General features: G+C 50.0%; 18 protein-coding genes. All 18 read left to right on the plus strand.

Annotation, left to right across the window (positions count from 1 at the left end; genetic code table 11):
* Nucleotides 1-4 precede the first annotated feature (4 nt).
* The 18 genes from flgN to ispG are packed head-to-tail and all read left to right on the plus strand — an operon-like array spanning nucleotide 5 to nucleotide 16,239.
* Nucleotides 5-463, plus strand: a complete 459-nt coding sequence (gene flgN / locus AJ81_RS07755; protein ID WP_031504121.1) for a flagellar export chaperone FlgN — start codon at nucleotides 5-7, stop codon at nucleotides 461-463.
* Nucleotides 464-523: 60 nt separating this feature from the next.
* A complete protein-coding gene (gene flgK / locus AJ81_RS07760; protein WP_031504119.1) occupies nucleotides 524-3,112 on the plus strand; it encodes a flagellar hook-associated protein FlgK in 2,589 nt (862 codons plus the stop codon).
* 4 nt (nucleotides 3,113-3,116) lie between these two features.
* The gene (gene flgL, locus AJ81_RS07765) at nucleotides 3,117-4,007 is read left to right on the plus strand and encodes a flagellar hook-associated protein FlgL (protein WP_031504117.1); all 891 of its coding nucleotides are present in this window, start codon (nucleotides 3,117-3,119) and stop codon (nucleotides 4,005-4,007) included.
* A gap of 10 nt (nucleotides 4,008-4,017) precedes the next feature.
* Nucleotides 4,018-4,485: a flagellar assembly protein FliW gene (fliW, locus tag AJ81_RS07770; protein ID WP_031504115.1), complete on the plus strand. Its 468-nt coding sequence runs from the start codon at nucleotides 4,018-4,020 to the stop codon at nucleotides 4,483-4,485.
* Between the two features lie 6 nt (nucleotides 4,486-4,491).
* A complete protein-coding gene (gene csrA / locus AJ81_RS07775; RefSeq protein WP_031504114.1) occupies nucleotides 4,492-4,743 on the plus strand; it encodes a carbon storage regulator CsrA in 252 nt (83 codons plus the stop codon).
* Nucleotides 4,706-4,996 (plus strand): Asp-tRNA(Asn)/Glu-tRNA(Gln) amidotransferase subunit GatC, encoded by a 291-nt coding sequence (gene gatC / locus AJ81_RS07780; RefSeq protein ID WP_031504112.1) that lies wholly within the window; start codon nucleotides 4,706-4,708, stop codon nucleotides 4,994-4,996. The genes csrA and gatC overlap by 38 nt, the downstream gene beginning before the upstream one ends.
* Nucleotides 4,993-5,316 (plus strand): YraN family protein, encoded by a 324-nt coding sequence (locus AJ81_RS07785; protein WP_031504110.1) that lies wholly within the window; start codon nucleotides 4,993-4,995, stop codon nucleotides 5,314-5,316. Before gatC ends, AJ81_RS07785 begins: the two co-directional genes overlap by 4 nt.
* 14 nt (nucleotides 5,317-5,330) lie before the next feature.
* Complete coding sequence (smpB, locus tag AJ81_RS07790; RefSeq protein WP_031504108.1) at nucleotides 5,331-5,780, plus strand: SsrA-binding protein SmpB; 450 nt, start codon at nucleotides 5,331-5,333, stop codon at nucleotides 5,778-5,780.
* A 3-nt stretch (nucleotides 5,781-5,783) separates the two neighbouring features.
* On the plus strand, nucleotides 5,784-6,656 hold the full coding sequence (locus AJ81_RS07795) for an RluA family pseudouridine synthase (RefSeq protein ID WP_031504106.1): 873 nt from the start codon (nucleotides 5,784-5,786) through the stop codon (nucleotides 6,654-6,656).
* Nucleotides 6,653-7,894: a hypothetical protein gene (locus AJ81_RS07800; protein WP_031504105.1), complete on the plus strand. Its 1,242-nt coding sequence runs from the start codon at nucleotides 6,653-6,655 to the stop codon at nucleotides 7,892-7,894. The genes AJ81_RS07795 and AJ81_RS07800 overlap by 4 nt, the downstream gene beginning before the upstream one ends.
* Nucleotides 7,860-9,164, plus strand: coding sequence for a DUF5693 family protein (locus tag AJ81_RS07805; RefSeq protein WP_031504103.1), 1,305 nt, complete (start codon nucleotides 7,860-7,862; stop codon nucleotides 9,162-9,164). The genes AJ81_RS07800 and AJ81_RS07805 overlap by 35 nt, the downstream gene beginning before the upstream one ends.
* Complete coding sequence (locus AJ81_RS07810; RefSeq protein ID WP_031504100.1) at nucleotides 9,145-10,083, plus strand: hypothetical protein; 939 nt, start codon at nucleotides 9,145-9,147, stop codon at nucleotides 10,081-10,083. The genes AJ81_RS07805 and AJ81_RS07810 overlap by 20 nt, the downstream gene beginning before the upstream one ends.
* On the plus strand, nucleotides 10,080-11,072 hold the full coding sequence (queA, locus tag AJ81_RS07815; RefSeq protein WP_031504098.1) for a tRNA preQ1(34) S-adenosylmethionine ribosyltransferase-isomerase QueA: 993 nt from the start codon (nucleotides 10,080-10,082) through the stop codon (nucleotides 11,070-11,072). Before AJ81_RS07810 ends, queA begins: the two co-directional genes overlap by 4 nt.
* Nucleotides 11,073-11,099: 27 nt before the next feature.
* Nucleotides 11,100-12,056, plus strand: a complete 957-nt coding sequence (locus AJ81_RS07820) for an RNA polymerase factor sigma-54 (protein WP_144316865.1) — start codon at nucleotides 11,100-11,102, stop codon at nucleotides 12,054-12,056.
* Complete coding sequence (locus tag AJ81_RS07825; protein ID WP_031504096.1) at nucleotides 12,028-12,657, plus strand: thiamine diphosphokinase; 630 nt, start codon at nucleotides 12,028-12,030, stop codon at nucleotides 12,655-12,657. Before AJ81_RS07820 ends, AJ81_RS07825 begins: the two co-directional genes overlap by 29 nt.
* Nucleotides 12,636-13,715 (plus strand): 1-deoxy-D-xylulose-5-phosphate reductoisomerase, encoded by a 1,080-nt coding sequence (locus AJ81_RS07830; RefSeq protein WP_031504095.1) that lies wholly within the window; start codon nucleotides 12,636-12,638, stop codon nucleotides 13,713-13,715. The genes AJ81_RS07825 and AJ81_RS07830 overlap by 22 nt, the downstream gene beginning before the upstream one ends.
* A complete protein-coding gene (locus AJ81_RS07835; protein ID WP_031504094.1) occupies nucleotides 13,706-15,193 on the plus strand; it encodes a site-2 protease family protein in 1,488 nt (495 codons plus the stop codon). Before AJ81_RS07830 ends, AJ81_RS07835 begins: the two co-directional genes overlap by 10 nt.
* Nucleotides 15,190-16,239 carry a flavodoxin-dependent (E)-4-hydroxy-3-methylbut-2-enyl-diphosphate synthase gene (gene ispG, locus AJ81_RS07840; protein WP_031504092.1) on the plus strand — a complete coding sequence of 350 codons (1,050 nt, stop codon included), beginning with the start codon at nucleotides 15,190-15,192 and terminating at the stop codon, nucleotides 16,237-16,239. Before AJ81_RS07835 ends, ispG begins: the two co-directional genes overlap by 4 nt.
* Nucleotides 16,240-16,244: the final 5 nt, after the last annotated feature.

Genomic DNA, 16,244 nt, shown 5'->3' on the forward strand with positions numbered 1-16,244 from the left:
TTCGATGGAACGGTTGCTTTCGATCCTCGAAAAAGAGGAACGTGTTTTGTTGCAGATTGAGGACGAGCTCGCTCGCTGCGAGCATTTTTTGTTGAAAAAGGACGTTTCGCTCGTCGAGAAGGGACTCGTTCGACTCGAAGATCTCCTTGAGGAGTTCTCACGCCTTGAGAACAGTCGCAGGGACTTCTTCGAAGCGATGAAACGAGAACTTGGGTTGGGCGAGTCAGCGAGTTTTTTCGATTTCTGCAAACAAGATTCCGCCCTGATGGAAAGGTTGTTCAAACTGGTCGATCGCCTCAAGGACCTTTCGCACAGGATCGAAAGGATTCGTAGCCTCTCAGAATTCCATCAGGCGTATTTCGATTTTTTGAAAAAACTTTTGAACCCTCCTTCTCTTCCCACCTACGATTCCAAAGCCCGCCTCGGCTCACAGGAAGGAAGGAATTTCAAGGCCGAAGGTTGATCTGCCGATAAAAATTAGGAGAGAATTTGAAGCTGAGAGAAAAATTAGGTAGGTGATGCGATGGCCAATTTGAGCCTCTTTGGAAGTTTGAACACCGCACTGCTTGGTGTTTACACGCACAAGCTGGCCATGAACGTTGTGGGACACAACATAGCGAATGCGAACACCGATGGCTATTCGCGTCAACGTCCAGTGATCGAGCCGACGCCCCCTATACCCCTCACGACGTTGACGCAACCGTCCATACCCCTGATGCTTGGAACCGGTTCGCAAGTGAGGGACATACAGCGTGTGAGGGACATGTTTTTAGATATCCAGTTTCGTCAGGTCTCGAACAGGTACAACTATTGGAACAGCATCTTTTCGAACCTTCACTTTTTCGAACAACTCTTGGCAGAACCTGGGCAGAACGGTATAAGAAACTTGTACGACGCGTTCTCGCTCTCCTTCGAAGAGGTGATGAGTGATCCTGCAAGCGTTGCCGCAAAGAGACAGATCGTGTCCCGTGCCCAAGAGCTCGTCGATGGAATCAAAGACCTCTACTCGAGACTCGAACAGCTCCGTGAGGACATAAACAAAGAGATCTCACTGTTGGCAGACAAAATAAACCAGCTCGTTGCAAGGCTCAGACAGATCAACGAACAGGTACGTATCGCGATCGCGCTCAAGACAACGCCGAACGATATGTTAGACGAGAGGGACAGAATCTTGGACGAGCTTGCCAACTACGGGAACATAAACTACAGAGAAACGGAAGATGGCCAAGTGATGCTCATGTTCGGTGATCAAGTCGTGCTCTCAGGCTCGGTCCAAAACCCCGTGAGGGCCCTGGAAAGGCCTTACGGTAAGGGCTTCTACGAACTGTTCGTGGGTCAGACGAAGCTTAATCTCTCTGATGGCAAGCTAAAGGCGCTCATCGATTTGAGAGATTCAATCATAGTCAAGTACATGCTCTATCTGGACGAGTTTGCGTTGAACTTGACCGATAAGCTGAACCTCATCCACCGTTCGGGATTCGATGCCTCCGGAAAAACGACGAACTTGAACTTCTTCGTTCTCAATCCGGCGTTGGAAACAACAGATCCTGCCATCTTCAGGATCGCTGGAAACAGGAGGATGCTGTCTGGACCTATTCTTTTTGTCACTGGCATGAACAACCGTACAGAAGATGAGATAAGAAACACGGTGCTCACACAGGATGGCAAGTTGGTGTTCTTCGATAACAACGATGCAGAAGAGCTCGAAATCAACGCGGGAGATAAAGTGGATGATCTGCTCTTGAAGAGTTGGCCGAGTTGGTTGAGTTTGAACGTAGGCCAACATCAACCAACGTCTTCTTCCAACGCGTACAGGTTGTACTTCGAAGGTACAAAGAACCTGAACGATGTTTTGATCATAGACACCAAATCTAACGTTCTGAAGAATCTCGGTTTCGAAACCCAACAGAAAACCTTCGTGACCTTCGACGATCTTTCGAACTTGGCTCAAGGCACATACACGTTGACCTTCGAAGAAACGCTCCCAGACGGCACGAAGCAGAGCGAGAGTTTGACGTTGACGATCGATTCCGCCACGACACTCGTATCGATCAGAGATGAGATCAACACGCAACTGAGCAACATTAGAGCCTTCATCGTTGACGGTGCTCTCGTACTGACTGTCACCAGCCAGCTGGAATTCGACTGGAGCAGGGTGCAGATCAAAGACGAGATGGGCTTTCTGACTCAGGTCAGAGCGCAGAACAAGATTTTCGAAGTGCTAAAGCCATTGCCAACGTTAGAAAACGTCTTCCACGGTTCGACGAACTTCGATCCTTCGCAAGGCTATCAGCTGTTCATCAACAACACACAGATACACATCGATCCAGCCGTGGACACGCTACAAAGCTTAGTGAAGAAGATCAACGAACTCAGTACTGGATTGATCGCAGACCTCACACCACACAACGCCTTCGTTCTTCGAGCTGGAAGGAGCTTCGAGTTCGACTTGAGAAGTTTCAACATAACTGGTCCAAAAGGTTTGTTCGAAGCTTTGGGTTTGATAGACACAGATGGCGATCCAGCGAGTTTCGACGCTGACTGGAACGAGGAATACAGTCTCATCTCTAAGAGCGACGATATCAGCAGTTTGCGCTCGAAACTCAGCGTGAGTGAACTGTTCACAATAAACAGAAGAGAGAGAACTGAACCGTTCTATTTCGTTCCCAGCTGGGACGTATCGAGTGTTTTGAAAGCGAACGCCGAAGCACTCGCGGTTGACCTTGGTAAGGCGCTGTCCAACGACGTTTGGAACGCACTGTCGATACTTCCGATCGGATCGAGCAACGTTGACGCAGTCAGGTACATTCGCGATGCGAAGTACGAGAAGCTGCTCGCAGACGGCAAGGAGAGTTTCTTCGAATACTTCGGTGGCGTGATCGCCGAGCTGGGAGTCGAGTCGGAAACGGCACAGAAGATGAGGGACAACAGTGAAGCTCTGAAGTTGGAGATAGATCAAGAAAGAGAGAGAGTCAAGGGTGTTTCGCTGGACGAAGAGATGGCTAACATGATCAAATACCAACACGCGTTCGCTGCGGCGGCGCGTGTGATCACGGCCGTCGACGAGATGATCGGCAGAGTGATCGACAAACTCGGTGTGGTGGGAAGGTGATCGTATGAGGATTACAGACAGGATGACGAGTGACAGGGTTCTGTACAACATTCAAAAGACCATTACACAGATCGCGAAGTTACACGATGAGATCTCTTCTGGTTCCAAGGTGAGATATCCCAGTGACGATGCGGTTCTGGCGACAAGATCGTCAAACCTCGACAGCAGATTGCGCGAACTGCAGCAGTACGAGCGCAACGTGAACTACGTACAGAACTTGGTCAAAGGGTACGATACATCAATTCAGCAAGTGAGTGAGCTTTATCAGAGGATCAGAGAGTTGCTCGTCCAAGCGTCAAACGGAACGCTCACCGCAGATCAGAGAAACGCCATTTCTGAGGAGATCAAGCGTATCAAGCAGCAGCTGATTCAGATCGCGAACACGCAGGTCGGCTCAGACTACATCTTTGCAGGGCTGGATGGCAGTAAACCTCCGGTGAGCGAAGATGGAGAGATTATGGTGAAGCCAGAGGCGCTGAGGAGCAGAACGACGATGGTGCTGGGTTATCCTTTAGAGTTCGGAATCAACGTCAAGGATATCTTCGTGACCGACGGGAATCAGAGCGTGTTCAGCTTGATAGACATGACTTTGAAGGCTTTGGAGAGGAACGATCCAAAATTTCTGAGCGACGTGGCCCTTGCGGGGGTGAACTATCTGGAAAAGTCTGTGTCGGAGAACCTTGCGAAGGTCGGAGCAACACAGAGGATGGTTGAAGCTGCGGCGAACAGGATCGTTGATCTGAACAACTTCATGACCGAACATTTGTCCAAAGAACGCGATGTGGACATCACCGAAGCGGTCACGGAGCTTTCGATGAAACAAGCCGTGCTCAACGCGGCACTCAAATCGGCGGCAAACCTCCTGAGGAGCACGTTGGTCGATTACATCTCTTAGGGGTGAGACGATGCTCTGTGAAACGAAGGTTGGAGAGGTGGAAGTCAGCGAATCGAAGATATTGGTTTTCGAAAGAGGTATCCCGGGTTTTGAACATCTTCGCAAATTCACCATCGTAGAGTTGGAACAAACCAAACCTTTCCGCTGGCTTGTTTCGCTCGAAGATGCGAACGTGGCCTTGCCCATCGTTAATCCCTGGCTCGTGAGGGTGGACTACTCTTTCGATTTGAGCGAGGCGGACAGGGAAGAACTCAAGCTCGAAAGTTCCGATGAAATAGAGGTCTGGGTGGTGGTCACGATACCTGCCGGTGTGCCGAGCGAAGCGAGTGTAAACCTCTTTGCCCCCATTGTGATCAACAAGAGCAGGAATCTGGCAAAACAGGTTCTTCTCGAGGGAAGCGAGTACAAACTCAGGCATAGAATCAGCGAGGAACTCGAAAGGAGCAATGAGATTCTCAAAAGGATGCAGAAGGAGTGAGCTTGCATGCTCGTATTCTCGAGAAAGGTGGGGGAAAGCTTCATCATCGGTGACGAGATCGAGGTGGTGGTGCTCAAGATAGAAGGTTCAGAGGTGAAGATAGGTATCTCCGCTCCCAAACATGTTAAAATATACAGGACGGAGATATACAAAAAGATTGTCGAGGAAAACCTGAGAGCGTCGAGCGTGAGTGTCGATTCGCTGAAGGGGGTCAAAGTGATTGATCAGAATAGACGAGGGATTGATCAGACACCTTGAAAGCCTTGCAAGATTGCAGTTGAGCGACGAGCAGCGCAGATCGATCGAGAAGGACATGCGTGAGATACTCTCCTACATGGAATTGCTGAACGAGGTGGACGTGAATGGTGTCGAGCCCATGTACACACCCATTGAGTCGAACAGTGATCTCAGACCCGATGAAGTCAGACCCTTCGAAGATGTGGAAGCCATAAAGATGAACTTCCCGAAGCGAAGAGACGGGCACATCGTTGTGCCGGGAATACATGCTTGAACTGGAAGGAAGCCGAAGAGGCCGCTGCTAAGTTCCTCAAGAGGAAGGGTTACAGAATAATCGAGCGTAACTACAGAACACGTTTCGGCGAGATAGACATAGTGGCGAGGTACGGTGGGTACCTCGTTTTTGTTGAAGTTAAGAGTGGAAAGAGCGAGTACTTTCCGCGAACACGCGTGGACCTTTCTAAAGTCAAAAGAATAGAACTTGCTGTCAACGAATACTTGCTCAAGCACAAAATCAAATACGAAGCTCTGCGCATCGATGTCGTAGAAGTCAGCGAGAAAGGTATCGAGCACTTCGAAGGCGTCCAGTTTTGAGGAGGTTCTTCACCATGGAAATCATCGCGGTGAACAAAAAGGCGAGAGATTACCACATAATAGAGACCTACGAGGCGGGCATAGAGCTCAAGGGTACAGAGGTGAAGTCTCTAAGGGAGAAGAACGTTTCTTTTAAAGATTCTTTTTGCCGCATCAAGGATGGCGAGGTGTATCTGTTGAACCTGCACATCAGCCCTTACAAACACGCGAGCCATTTCAACCACGATCCGGAAAGACCAAGAAGGTTGTTGCTGCACAAGCGTGAGATAAAGCGATTGGCCGGTAGACTCAGCGCCGGCGGTTTCACCCTCATACCAACAAAACTTTACTTCAACGACAAGGGCATCGCTAAGGTCGAGATAGCACTCGCAAAGGGTAAGAGGAAGTACGATAAGCGTGAGGAGATAAGAGAGAGGGAACTTGAAAGAAAATTGAGAGAATACGTGAAGTACAGGGGAAGATAAAGGTTGGAACTTTCAGTCGACAGGGACAACGCGTACGGAAGGCTGGACAAGTTCCTGAGAAAGCAACTCAAAAGCGTGCCTCTTTCGGAGATATACAAGCTGTTGCGAACCGGAAAGATCGTCGTGAACGGAAAGATCATCAGAGATCCCGCTTACGAACTCGAGCCGGGTGATAGTGTACGCATCGACGATGATCTGTCGAGGTATTCGCGACAAACCGTCTCGGTGAGGCCCGTTCCACTGAAACTCGACATCATCTACGAAGACGAAGACATGCTTGCGCTCAACAAGAAAGCCGGTATCGCACTGCACCCCGGGGACAAGACCAGAGGCACCACACTCATACACGGTCTCATGTTCTACGGCAGGCAGAAGGGCTTCACACCGCATCTGGTGCACAGGCTCGATAGAGACACGTCCGGGGTCCTCTTAGTCGCGAAGAACAACAGAAGTGCGAGGATTCTCAGTCACATGTTCAGAGAACGATTGCTCGACAAAGAATACATCGCACTCGTCGCAGGAAGACTGCATGGACACGGAAGGATAGAACTTCCAATAGATGGACAGGAAGCCGTCAGTGAATACGAAGTTCTGGAGAAGTTCGAACAGGCCACCTTGGTCCGCGTGATTCTACACACGGGAAGGACTCATCAGATCAGGAGGCACTTCGCCGCGCTGGGAAATCCCGTCGTTGGAGACACGATCTACGGTAACAGGAACGTGAACCACCAATTTCGTGAGGCTTACGGGCTCAGAAGGCAGTTCTTGCACTGTATAAGGATCAGTTTCATGCACCCAAGCAAACCTGAGAGGATCACACTGAAGGCACCACTGCCGAAAGATCTTGAAGAAGTGCTCGAGAGGTTGAGAACATGAAATGGTCAGTGGTTTTCTTGATCCTCTCGTGTCAATGTTTGGCCGCACAGTTGCTCATCAACACCTTTGATATGAGCGCGTATCTGTTCATGGACGGTGAGCGATTGCAATTCAAAGCCCAGTGTCCTGAGGATATGAAGTTGACCGACGAGATCGTGGACCTCTACGAACCGATCAATCTGACTGTGAATTACATTCCCATGCCCGATGTGCCGTTGTTGATAAGTCAGCAGGGCTTCACCGTTGGCACAAAGATGGCGGACATCGTGGTACCCGAAGAGATGTTCATAAAGCTCTCTCACATGGTGGAATCCGGTAAGAAAGTGGAGCTTCTGGTGGACAGATACCCTATAGAGATCTATCCAGACAGGATAAAGGTAGTCGAGCCCGTCAGTAAAGAAAAGATCGAGTTCTTCTTGAGCCACTTCTTCGAAAAAGTTCCGAGAGTGCCAGGAATCGGAGAACACAGCTTGCACTGGACGAGCAATTATCAACTTGTTGTTTCGTATTTTCCCGGGCTCGGCGGCGTCGTGATGGCGATCTTCGAAGACGGACCTTTCGAGCTCACGTTTGCCGAGAACGATAATCAGACGAAGGGACTCTGCATAGCTTTAGCACCAGGGCAGCACACCCTTGAGATCGTCTCTCTCAACGACGCGACCCGCTTGACACTGAATTTCCCAGAATGGGAGATCCGGTTCGAAAGCGATGAGATTGAACTCGGAACAGTCTGTGAAGACAGTTTCCTCTTTCCTTCAGGCTTGCAACCTGGTGAACGCTTCCTGTACCCGGGAAGGTACGTCGCTCTGCACTTTTCTGACGAACAGCTCGTTGTCCGTGACTTCCGTGTGAAGGACACGATGCCACCGAAACTGACGATGAACGTCAGATGGCTGGACTCGATGTGCCAGATTCAGATGGACGTGGAAGATTTTTCAGTCTTCGAGAACTTTCTCTACGTGGACGGAGAGAAGATCGACATGCAGAGAGGTGTTCTGACACTTTCTTCTGGAAAGCACACCTTGATCGGAGTGGCTGCGGATGTGTTTGGAAACGTTGCCTATGCCGTCAGAATCCTGGAGAGACTGACAGAGATGGCTGTGTTTTCACAAGAGAAAGTTGTAAACATCGGAGGTTTCAGATTTTTCTCGCCGTATTTGAGATGGCAACTTTTCGAAGCTCCATCCTTCGAGGTGAAAGTGAATGAAAGAACCCTCCAGATTGAAAAAAGTCGCTGAAATTGCCTTCTTTGTTTCGGCACTGGTGTGCTTGGTGATCTTCGTACCAAGCAGGTTCGTGGCTGACAAGAGAGATCTTGCCTACACATTGGGAATCTCGATCGACGATGATAGGATCATGCTACCTTCTGGAAAGATCGTTTACGTCATAGATCCAGCAGAACGGATCGAGCCGTACATGGAGTACGTGACGTTCCGGGGCGACTTCAGCGGTTACGAGGCAAAAACCTACGCGGATCAGGCGGACCTTTATGGTGTTTGGATCGGTATGCTCGAGTTCAACGACAGTGCCAGCTTTGTGAAGAAGATCCAGTTACTCCGAAAACAACCTGAAAGGTTCTTCAGAATACACACCGTCCGACAGGAAGAAGTCGAGAAGATGAGACTCACCGAGTCAATGATTTATTACAGGTTCAGGAGGGCGATACTGGAACGCAGTATCGACATGATCTGGATCCAGTCACTCGAAAACGTGAACGTGGAACGAATACTCGAAAGGATAGAGCGCCAGTTTGGAAAACCCAAAGCGGTTCCTTCACCAAACATTGGTTCGTTCAAACTTCAGTGGCTCGCTTTTTTGTCTATGGTTCTGCTTTTATTCTCACAAAAGCCCCTGCTCGGGATCTTCACCGCACCATTCTGGTTTTGGAACCAATCCATCGCCGTCTCAGTAGTTTCCATAATCGCGACCGTTCTTCTATACTCCTACAGGGAAAAACATCTCTTGCCCGTACTGTATCTGATCCTCGGTCTGCTTACCAACGCTGCACTCTGGGATTTTTGGCATGTGAACGATCTTGACGTGTACAGGGGCGTGAAGCTTTCTCTTTCACTTCTTCCATTCTTCGTCCTCGTGAAGAGCGTGCTGAGAGAATGGAAGTGGTTGAAAAAATACTGGTTAGCAGGCGTCACGGTGGTGGCAGTCGCAGGTTTCTACTATCTGTCACGGTCCGGGAACACGGCCTTCGTTGCTTACTTCGAAAGGCAGTTCCGTGACATACTCGAAGGATTGCTTTGGGTGAGACCGAGGTTCAAAGAGATTGTGGGCTATCCTGCGTTCGCTTTGTGGTTGAGCTTTCCAAACTTCAAATGGTCCTTCGTTCTTGAACTGCTCGCGAGTGTTGCGCTGGTTTCCACCTTCAACACTTTCTGTCACATAAAGACCCCATTGATGGTTTCTCTCTACAGATCCATCTTCTCCATTGCGGTAGGATACGCGACACTTTTCGTGATTCGAAAGGTGAAACAACGTGCAGCTCAACGTTTATGATCCAAGCTTTCTCACAAGGCTCAGAATATTGCAAATCAAAAGAAAAAACCAGCTGGAATACCTGCGCCGGCTCCGCGACGAAGATGGGGCAGCAATATTGTTCTTACAGAATTCACTGGGACCAATCAAATCTGCACAGGCCTCCGAGAAACTTTTAAAATCCCTGCGTTCGCTCGTGTACGGTCCCGGAACGATGATCGACAAACTGAGAAACTTCGCGAAGATCAACGACTCGATTGAAATCGCTGGACTGGAACCCTTCTTCTGGCTGAGACCAAGACGGTTTCCTCCCCCGTCGTACGAGCTGATGGAGCTGATAAACGACAGAGACATTCTGAACTTCGTGAAGCGTGCCAGACAATTGCTCTCAGAGTCGAAATTGGAAGATTTTCTCGAACTTCAGGCTGCCCTCATGAGGGGTGGAAACGAAGGTTTGGACTGGCTCGTCGAGCAGATCAATTCTGTTCGAATCACACACATGAGTGAACTGGAAACACTCGTCGAGCTCTTCAGAGAACTTGACGAGTTTTCCAAAGCGGATGTCTTGTCCAGGTTGAAGTGTCATGTTTACGTCAAGACGGCGCTTTTGAAAAGACCTGTGCGAGCTGTGGTCCTGGACGGAAGCAACATTGCAAGGTTGAGAGGTAAGCTCTCGGACATAGATTTTGTTCTGGAAAGGCTTGCAAACTTTGAAGAGTTTTATTATCCTTATTATCTGGTGTTCGACAGGAATATCAAATACATCTTCACCGAAGAGAATGAATGGTTCTACGCGGAAAGAACGTACTTTCACTCTCCTGCGGACGAACTCATCATATCCATTGCGCTTGAAAAGAACGCCGTGGTCGTGAGCAACGACAAATTCGAGGAGTGGAACTGCAAGATAGAGCGACTGGATCTCAGGAGGCTGTTCGAATGAAGGTGTCTGACTTCGACTACGAACTCCCCGAAGAACTGATCGCCCAAACGCCCATCGAACCCCGAGATAGTTCCAGGTTGATGGTCGTTCACAGGGCCTCGGGCTCTATAGAGCACAGGATCTTCCGGGAGATTCTCGAGTATCTGACTTGCAACGATGTGTTGGTGCTGAACAACAGCAAGGTGATCCCCGCAAGACTTTTCGGTCAGCTTGAAAACAGGCAGGTCGAGATATTGCTGGTGCAGAAAGTGAACGAAAGAGTCTGGAAATGCCTGGTGAGGCCTGGCAAAAAAATCAAACCAAAGGTTGTAGTGCAACTGAACGAAGGCATCCTGGCGAGATGCCTGGACAAGTGCGAAGAAGGGATGCGACTGATCGAATTCAGCGTGAACGACGAGGAACTGTTAAGGATGGGAGAGGCGCCCATCCCACCCTATGTTCGAACAAAGATACCACTTGAAAGATACCAGACAGTCTACGCCAAAGTGGCTGGTTCTGTGGCTGCCCCCACAGCTGGTTTTCACTTCACAGAAACACTTCTGGAGAGGATCCGTTCTCTCGGTGTGAAGATAGTGGAGATCACACTCCATGTGGGCATCGGTACCTTCAGACCGGTGAAGACGGAGAACGTGGAGGAACACAGAATGCACGCTGAGCGTTACTCAATACCCCTGGATGTGGTCGAAACCATAGAGAAAGCGAAATCGGAAGGTGGCAGGATCATCGCGGTGGGAACGACGGTAGCAAGGACGCTCGAGACCTTCGCTCGTACGAATCTCAGAGAGGGTGAGACGGATCTGTTCATCTACCCTCCGTTTGAATTCAAGATTGTGGACGCACTCATCACGAACTTTCATCTACCACGATCCACCCTTCTGATGCTCGTGGCTGCTTTCGCCGGTTATGAACTGACGATGAAGGCTTACAAAGAAGCTGTGGAAAAGCGATACAGATTCTATTCCTTCGGAGATGCCATGTTCATCCTCTGAGTGTATAGTAATGTGGGAGCGAGAACGATGAGGCTGAGACTCGATCTAAGCCGAGAATTCTCCAACAGAGAGATCTTCTTCAAGTTCGTCGAGCTTCCAACGGGAGAACTTCTTGAGTTCCTTAAAGACAGCTTTCCGCACGTGAGTCTCGATGCGGAGGACGAAGAGACTGGACTTTCAGGGACGAGCCGCTTGCGAAGCGGTGAGAAATCTCTTCAGGAAGAACTCATGGAGCTCATCGTTTTGCTTCGGCTCGATGAGGAAGAGGAACACATCGCAGAGTACATAATATACAATCTTGACGATTCTGGAAAGCTTCTGGTGGAAAAAAGAGAGATCTGCGAAAAATTCTCGATAACGCAGGAAAAACTGGAAAATTTGATCGAAGCCATCAAGAGCGTTGGGCCTGAGGGCCTGTTCGAAGGCTGTGTTTCAGGCTTTGGGGAAAGCGCGTCGTACGTGAGACCGGACCTGGTGATCCGAGACGATCTGTCTGTGCAGGTCAGGGAGATTGCCATCTACTTCGGCGGTTTCAACAAGAAGATAGAAAAGATCTTCCTTTACCTCAACGAGTTGCTGCAGCGCAGAAAGGAGATACTGCTCTCTCTTGGAAACATGATCGTCAGAAAGAACGTGAATTTCTTGCTTGGAAAATCGAGCTATCCTAACAAGATCAAGCTCATCGATGCCGCAGAGGAACTGGAACTGCACGTTTCCACCGTTTCGAGGGCCGTTTCTGCCAAGTATGTTAAAACGCCTGTAGGCACTTTCCCGATGCGCGTATTCTTCGGTCGGAACGTCGAAGTGAAATTCCTGTTACCCTTGCTCTGCGAACTGCTGAGAAACAATCCCAACTCGACCGACGAGGAACTGAGACGTTCTCTGAAGGAACACGGTATCGAGCTGAGCAGACGCACCGTGAACAAATACAGGAACATTATCGGAGGCATCATCCATGAGGAGCGCTCTGTTTCTGAACGGTGATTGTGAGGACTTCGAAAGTGTAGATCTGGAAGACTACGACCTCATCATAGCGGTGGACGGAGGGGCAAAAAGATTCTTGAAAGCCGGTCTGGTGCCGGATTTGTTCGTTGGAGACGGCGACTCGCTGGACGAGTCCGATCTCAACGAACTGAAAGCGCTCGGCTGTGAAGTGCTTTTGTTCCCGAAAGAGAAGGACGAGATAGACACCGAGCTCGCGCTCAGAAAGGCGATCGAAAGAGGGGCAAAGGAAATAGACATTTTCTGCTGGATGGGCGAGAGGCTGGACATGCTTCTGGCGCTGATGTACCTGATGGGTTCTTTCAACGTCAAAATCACCGCAAAGAGTCGGAAACTGATCGTGGGCGTTGTTTCCACAGAGTTGGAACTCGAAGCGAATCCGAACGAGAAATGGTCCATCATCCCAATCGCCGGAGATGCGTACGGAGTCACACTGAAGGGGTTCAAGTACGAGATCGCTAACAAAAACATGCCATGCGACCATCCTTACGGGGTGAGCAACATCGCGATCTTGCCGCGAGTCAAAATATCGGTTGAACGGGGAAAGGTGGCGTACTTCAGATGGTTGAAAGAACCGTCGTGATCGTCGGCATGACGGGTTCCATGGGTAGTCAGGCGTTAGAAGTGATCAAGAAAATGGGATCCTTCCGAGTCTTGGCGGGAACGTACCACTCCAGTTTCGACAAAGCCCAAAGTCTCGCGAAAGAATATGCGGTTGAAAAGCTAATCTGCACCAAAGATGGTTACGAAGAACTTGAAGCCTTTCTCGAACAGCGCAGGCCAGACATCGTGATGGTTTGCATCCCAGGTTTTGCGAGCCTTCCCGTCACGCTCAAGGCGTTACGAACGTCGAAGAGGGTTTTGCTCGCGAGCAAGGAGGCACTCGTGTGCGGTGGTTGGCTCGTCAAAGAGGCGATGAAAGAAACGTCCTGCGAGCTGATTCCTCTCGACAGCGAGCACAGCGCCGTGATGCAGCTCTACGAACCTTCAGTGGAGGGAATCTTGCTGACGTCGTCCGGTGGAGCGTTGAGAGACTGGAAGTTGGAGGATTTGGATAGGGCAAAGCCTGAAGACGTTCTGAGACATCCTGTCTGGAAGATGGGCAAGAGAATAACGATAGATTCTGCGACCATGGTGAACAAAGGTTTCGAGGTCTTAGAAGCGTGCGAGCTGTTCCAGTTGCAGGCAAGCCAAGTAGAAGTGCTCATCCACAGAGAAGGTTTGGTCCACGCCGCGGTGTTTCTGAAAGATGGAACGATTAAGATGCATCTGGGTTTTCCCGACATGAGAGTTCCGATCGCCTATGGACTCACGTATCCGGACAGACGCTACGAACACAGAAAATGGCCGAACTTCGCCGAAACACAGCTCAGATTTCAGCAAGTTGAAAAGTGTCGCTATCCCGCCTTTTATCTTGCTTACGAAATCGAAAACGATTACGCTAAAAGGACTGCGTACAACGCCGCTGATGAAGTGTGTGTGGAGGCGTTCCTTCAGGGTCGAATAAGGTTCACGGACATTGCCAGAGTCCTTGCGAAGGTCGTTGAAAAGATCGAAGGTACTCCGAGGGACTTGCAGGATCTGAAGGACGTAGATGAAGCGAGTAGGAAGCTCGCAGAAGAGGTGATCGAATGGCTGTAGTGTACTTCTTGATCGTGTTCATGGCTGTGGTTGTTGTACACGAGCTTGGTCATTTTGTGTTTGCGAAACTGTTCAGGGTGGACGTACATGAGTTCGCCATAGGTTTTGGCCCGAAGATCTACCAGAAAAAGTTCAGGAAAACGCTTTTCAGGATAAACGTTTTCCCGCTCGGTGGTTACGTGAAGCTTGCAGGTGAAGACCCCACAGAAGCGCAGAACCCGCAGAGTTTGTACTCAAAACCGGCGTGGCAAAGACTTTTCATCTTCCTCGCCGGGCCTCTCTTCTCCATATTGGCAGGCTACATGCTCTTTGTCCTCATCGTCTCGATGTGGGGCGTGCCCGCGATATCGATAGCTTACGTTGAGCCAGGCAAGCCTGCGCACGAAGCAGGCCTCAGAGACGGAGACATAATCTTGAAGATCAACGGCAGGAGGGTTTACGACAGTTACACCGTCAGCCAGACGATAAGGAAGGGTAACCCGGTGGAACTGACCGTGCTCAGGAACGGAGAAAAGATCGTTATAAATGCCGCACCAAAGTTGTTCGAAGAATCTCATTTCATGTTGCTGAAAGACGTGGTCGGAGACGTTCAAGTGGGAACGAGCATCAACTCGGTGGCGGGAAAACCTCTGAACCCGGCGCAGCTTTCGAGCCTTGTGGAGAACTACGTGTCGGTGGAAACGGACGCTGGGACGTTCAGAGGGTTACTGAAACAGTACCAGTACGATCCTCCAAAATACGCACTCGGTTTTTACTTCGCCACGGTCTCGAACGTTTTCAGAAAAGATTTCGATGTTTTCAAGAGGGGCGACGTGCTATTGAGTGTTGAAGATATCACGGTGAAAAACAACGTGGACCTCTCGAGGATCTATCAACTCGTGCTTGCACAAGAAACAGGCTTTTACATCGAAGTTCAACATGACCGCATCGTCTGGGCCAGGCGCGGTTTACCCGACGAAGTGTCTGTGACGTTGATGAGAGACGATCGAGAGATCCAACTGAAGATTCCTTCTTCACTAATCAAGAACGTGCTCGAAACAGCAGGTCTGTTCGAACCAAAGACAAGCAACTTGAGACCTGCAAACGCTTTCGAAGTGATCGCCGTTGCTGTGGACAGATGCAACAACGTTCTCGTCACAATGTACAGATCGTTGTTTGGTGTCTTCCGTGGCAGGGAAGCTGGTGGTGTCGTTGGACCCGTTGGATTGGTTGCGTTCATCGGGGAAACGGCGAAGGCCGGACTCGAACCTGTGCTGACCCTCGTTGCGCTGATCACGATGAGCTTGGGCATCTTCAACTTGTTGCCGTTGCCCGCCCTGGATGGTGGTAGGATCGTCTTCTCCTTGATCGAGCTGTTGAGCAGAAAGAAGGTCAAACCCGAACTGGAGAACCTGATACACTTCATCGGTTTTTTGCTGCTCATCGCGCTGATGGTCTTCGTCACGTTCGGCGATATAGGCAGGTTGATGGGAAGATGAGCAGAGTTGTGAAGGTGGGGAAAGTTTTCATCGGAAAGGGTTATCCAGTGTCCATTCAGTCCATGACGAACACGAAGACCAGTGACGTCGATGCCACCGTGAAGCAAATAAAAGAGCTTGTCGTGGCCGGTTGTGAGATAGTGAGAGTTGCCGTAGTAGACTTAGAGAGTGCGAGGTCGATAAGAAAAATCAAGCAGCTTCTCGATTTCGACGTTCCGATAGTGGCGGACGTCCATTACGATCATCGCCTCGCAATAGAGGCGATCAAGAGTGGCGCAGACAAGGTGAGGATAAATCCAGGCAACATAGGTCAAGATTGGAAAGTCAAAGAGCTCGTCGAAGTTGCGAAAGAGCGTTCCATTCCCATAAGGGTTGGTGCGAACAGTGGTTCTTTGCGAAAGGACTTCGAGCAGAAGTACGATCGAATCACAGCTCTTGCAGAATCTGCCCTCTACGAGGTGCGATTGCTCGAGAGACTCGGTTTTTTCGACATCGTCATCTCGGTCAAGAGCACAGACGTTCTGGAAACAGTCAAAGCGAACGAGTACGTTGCCTCGAAGGTGGAATATCCTCTGCACATAGGACTCACGGAGGCTGGCGTTGGAGAAACGGCGATTGTGAAATCTTCAATCGCGATAGGACACCTTTTACTCGAGGGTATCGGAAACACCGTCAGGGTTTCGATAGCGGGAGATCCCATAAAGGAAGTGATCGTGGCGCGCAGGATCCTCGCTTCTTTAGGTTTAAGAAAGGCAGGTCAGGTCATCGCCTGTCCGACCTGTGGCAGGTGTGAGATAGATGTGGAGAAAATCGCGAAGACGATCGAACCGCTTGTGGAGAAAACCGATTTGACTGTTGCGGTCATGGGGTGCATCGTGAACGGAGTTGGCGAAGGAAGGCATGCCGACATTGGAGTTGCTGGAACCAAGCAAAAGGCTGTGATATTCGAATCTGGAAGGATCGTGAAAACGATCCCGTCGGACACGATCGTCGACGAACTGATTAAGCTCATTGAGCAAAAGGTGAAAACCTCCCCGAAGGCGTGACACCT

Source organism: Pseudothermotoga hypogea DSM 11164 = NBRC 106472, from assembly GCF_000816145.1.
Taxonomy (GTDB): domain Bacteria; phylum Thermotogota; class Thermotogae; order Thermotogales; family DSM-5069; genus Pseudothermotoga_A; species Pseudothermotoga_A hypogea.

Coding starts and splice junctions, on each gene's coding strand:
- flgK (WP_031504119.1), top strand. CDS start 524: ATGGCCAATTTGAGCCTCTTTGGAAGTTTGAACACCGCACTGCTTGGT.
- queA (WP_031504098.1), top strand. CDS start 10,080: ATGAAGGTGTCTGACTTCGACTACGAACTCCCCGAAGAACTGATCGCC.
- AJ81_RS07835 (WP_031504094.1), top strand. CDS start 13,706: ATGGCTGTAGTGTACTTCTTGATCGTGTTCATGGCTGTGGTTGTTGTA.
- AJ81_RS07825 (WP_031504096.1), top strand. CDS start 12,028: ATGAGGAGCGCTCTGTTTCTGAACGGTGATTGTGAGGACTTCGAAAGT.
- AJ81_RS07820 (WP_144316865.1), top strand. CDS start 11,100: ATGAGGCTGAGACTCGATCTAAGCCGAGAATTCTCCAACAGAGAGATC.
- flgL (WP_031504117.1), top strand. CDS start 3,117: ATGAGGATTACAGACAGGATGACGAGTGACAGGGTTCTGTACAACATT.
- fliW (WP_031504115.1), top strand. CDS start 4,018: ATGCTCTGTGAAACGAAGGTTGGAGAGGTGGAAGTCAGCGAATCGAAG.
- ispG (WP_031504092.1), top strand. CDS start 15,190: ATGAGCAGAGTTGTGAAGGTGGGGAAAGTTTTCATCGGAAAGGGTTAT.
- AJ81_RS07800 (WP_031504105.1), top strand. CDS start 6,653: ATGAAATGGTCAGTGGTTTTCTTGATCCTCTCGTGTCAATGTTTGGCC.
- smpB (WP_031504108.1), top strand. CDS start 5,331: ATGGAAATCATCGCGGTGAACAAAAAGGCGAGAGATTACCACATAATA.
- AJ81_RS07830 (WP_031504095.1), top strand. CDS start 12,636: ATGGTTGAAAGAACCGTCGTGATCGTCGGCATGACGGGTTCCATGGGT.
- flgN (WP_031504121.1), top strand. CDS start 5: ATGGAACGGTTGCTTTCGATCCTCGAAAAAGAGGAACGTGTTTTGTTG.
- AJ81_RS07805 (WP_031504103.1), top strand. CDS start 7,860: ATGAAAGAACCCTCCAGATTGAAAAAAGTCGCTGAAATTGCCTTCTTT.
- csrA (WP_031504114.1), top strand. CDS start 4,492: ATGCTCGTATTCTCGAGAAAGGTGGGGGAAAGCTTCATCATCGGTGAC.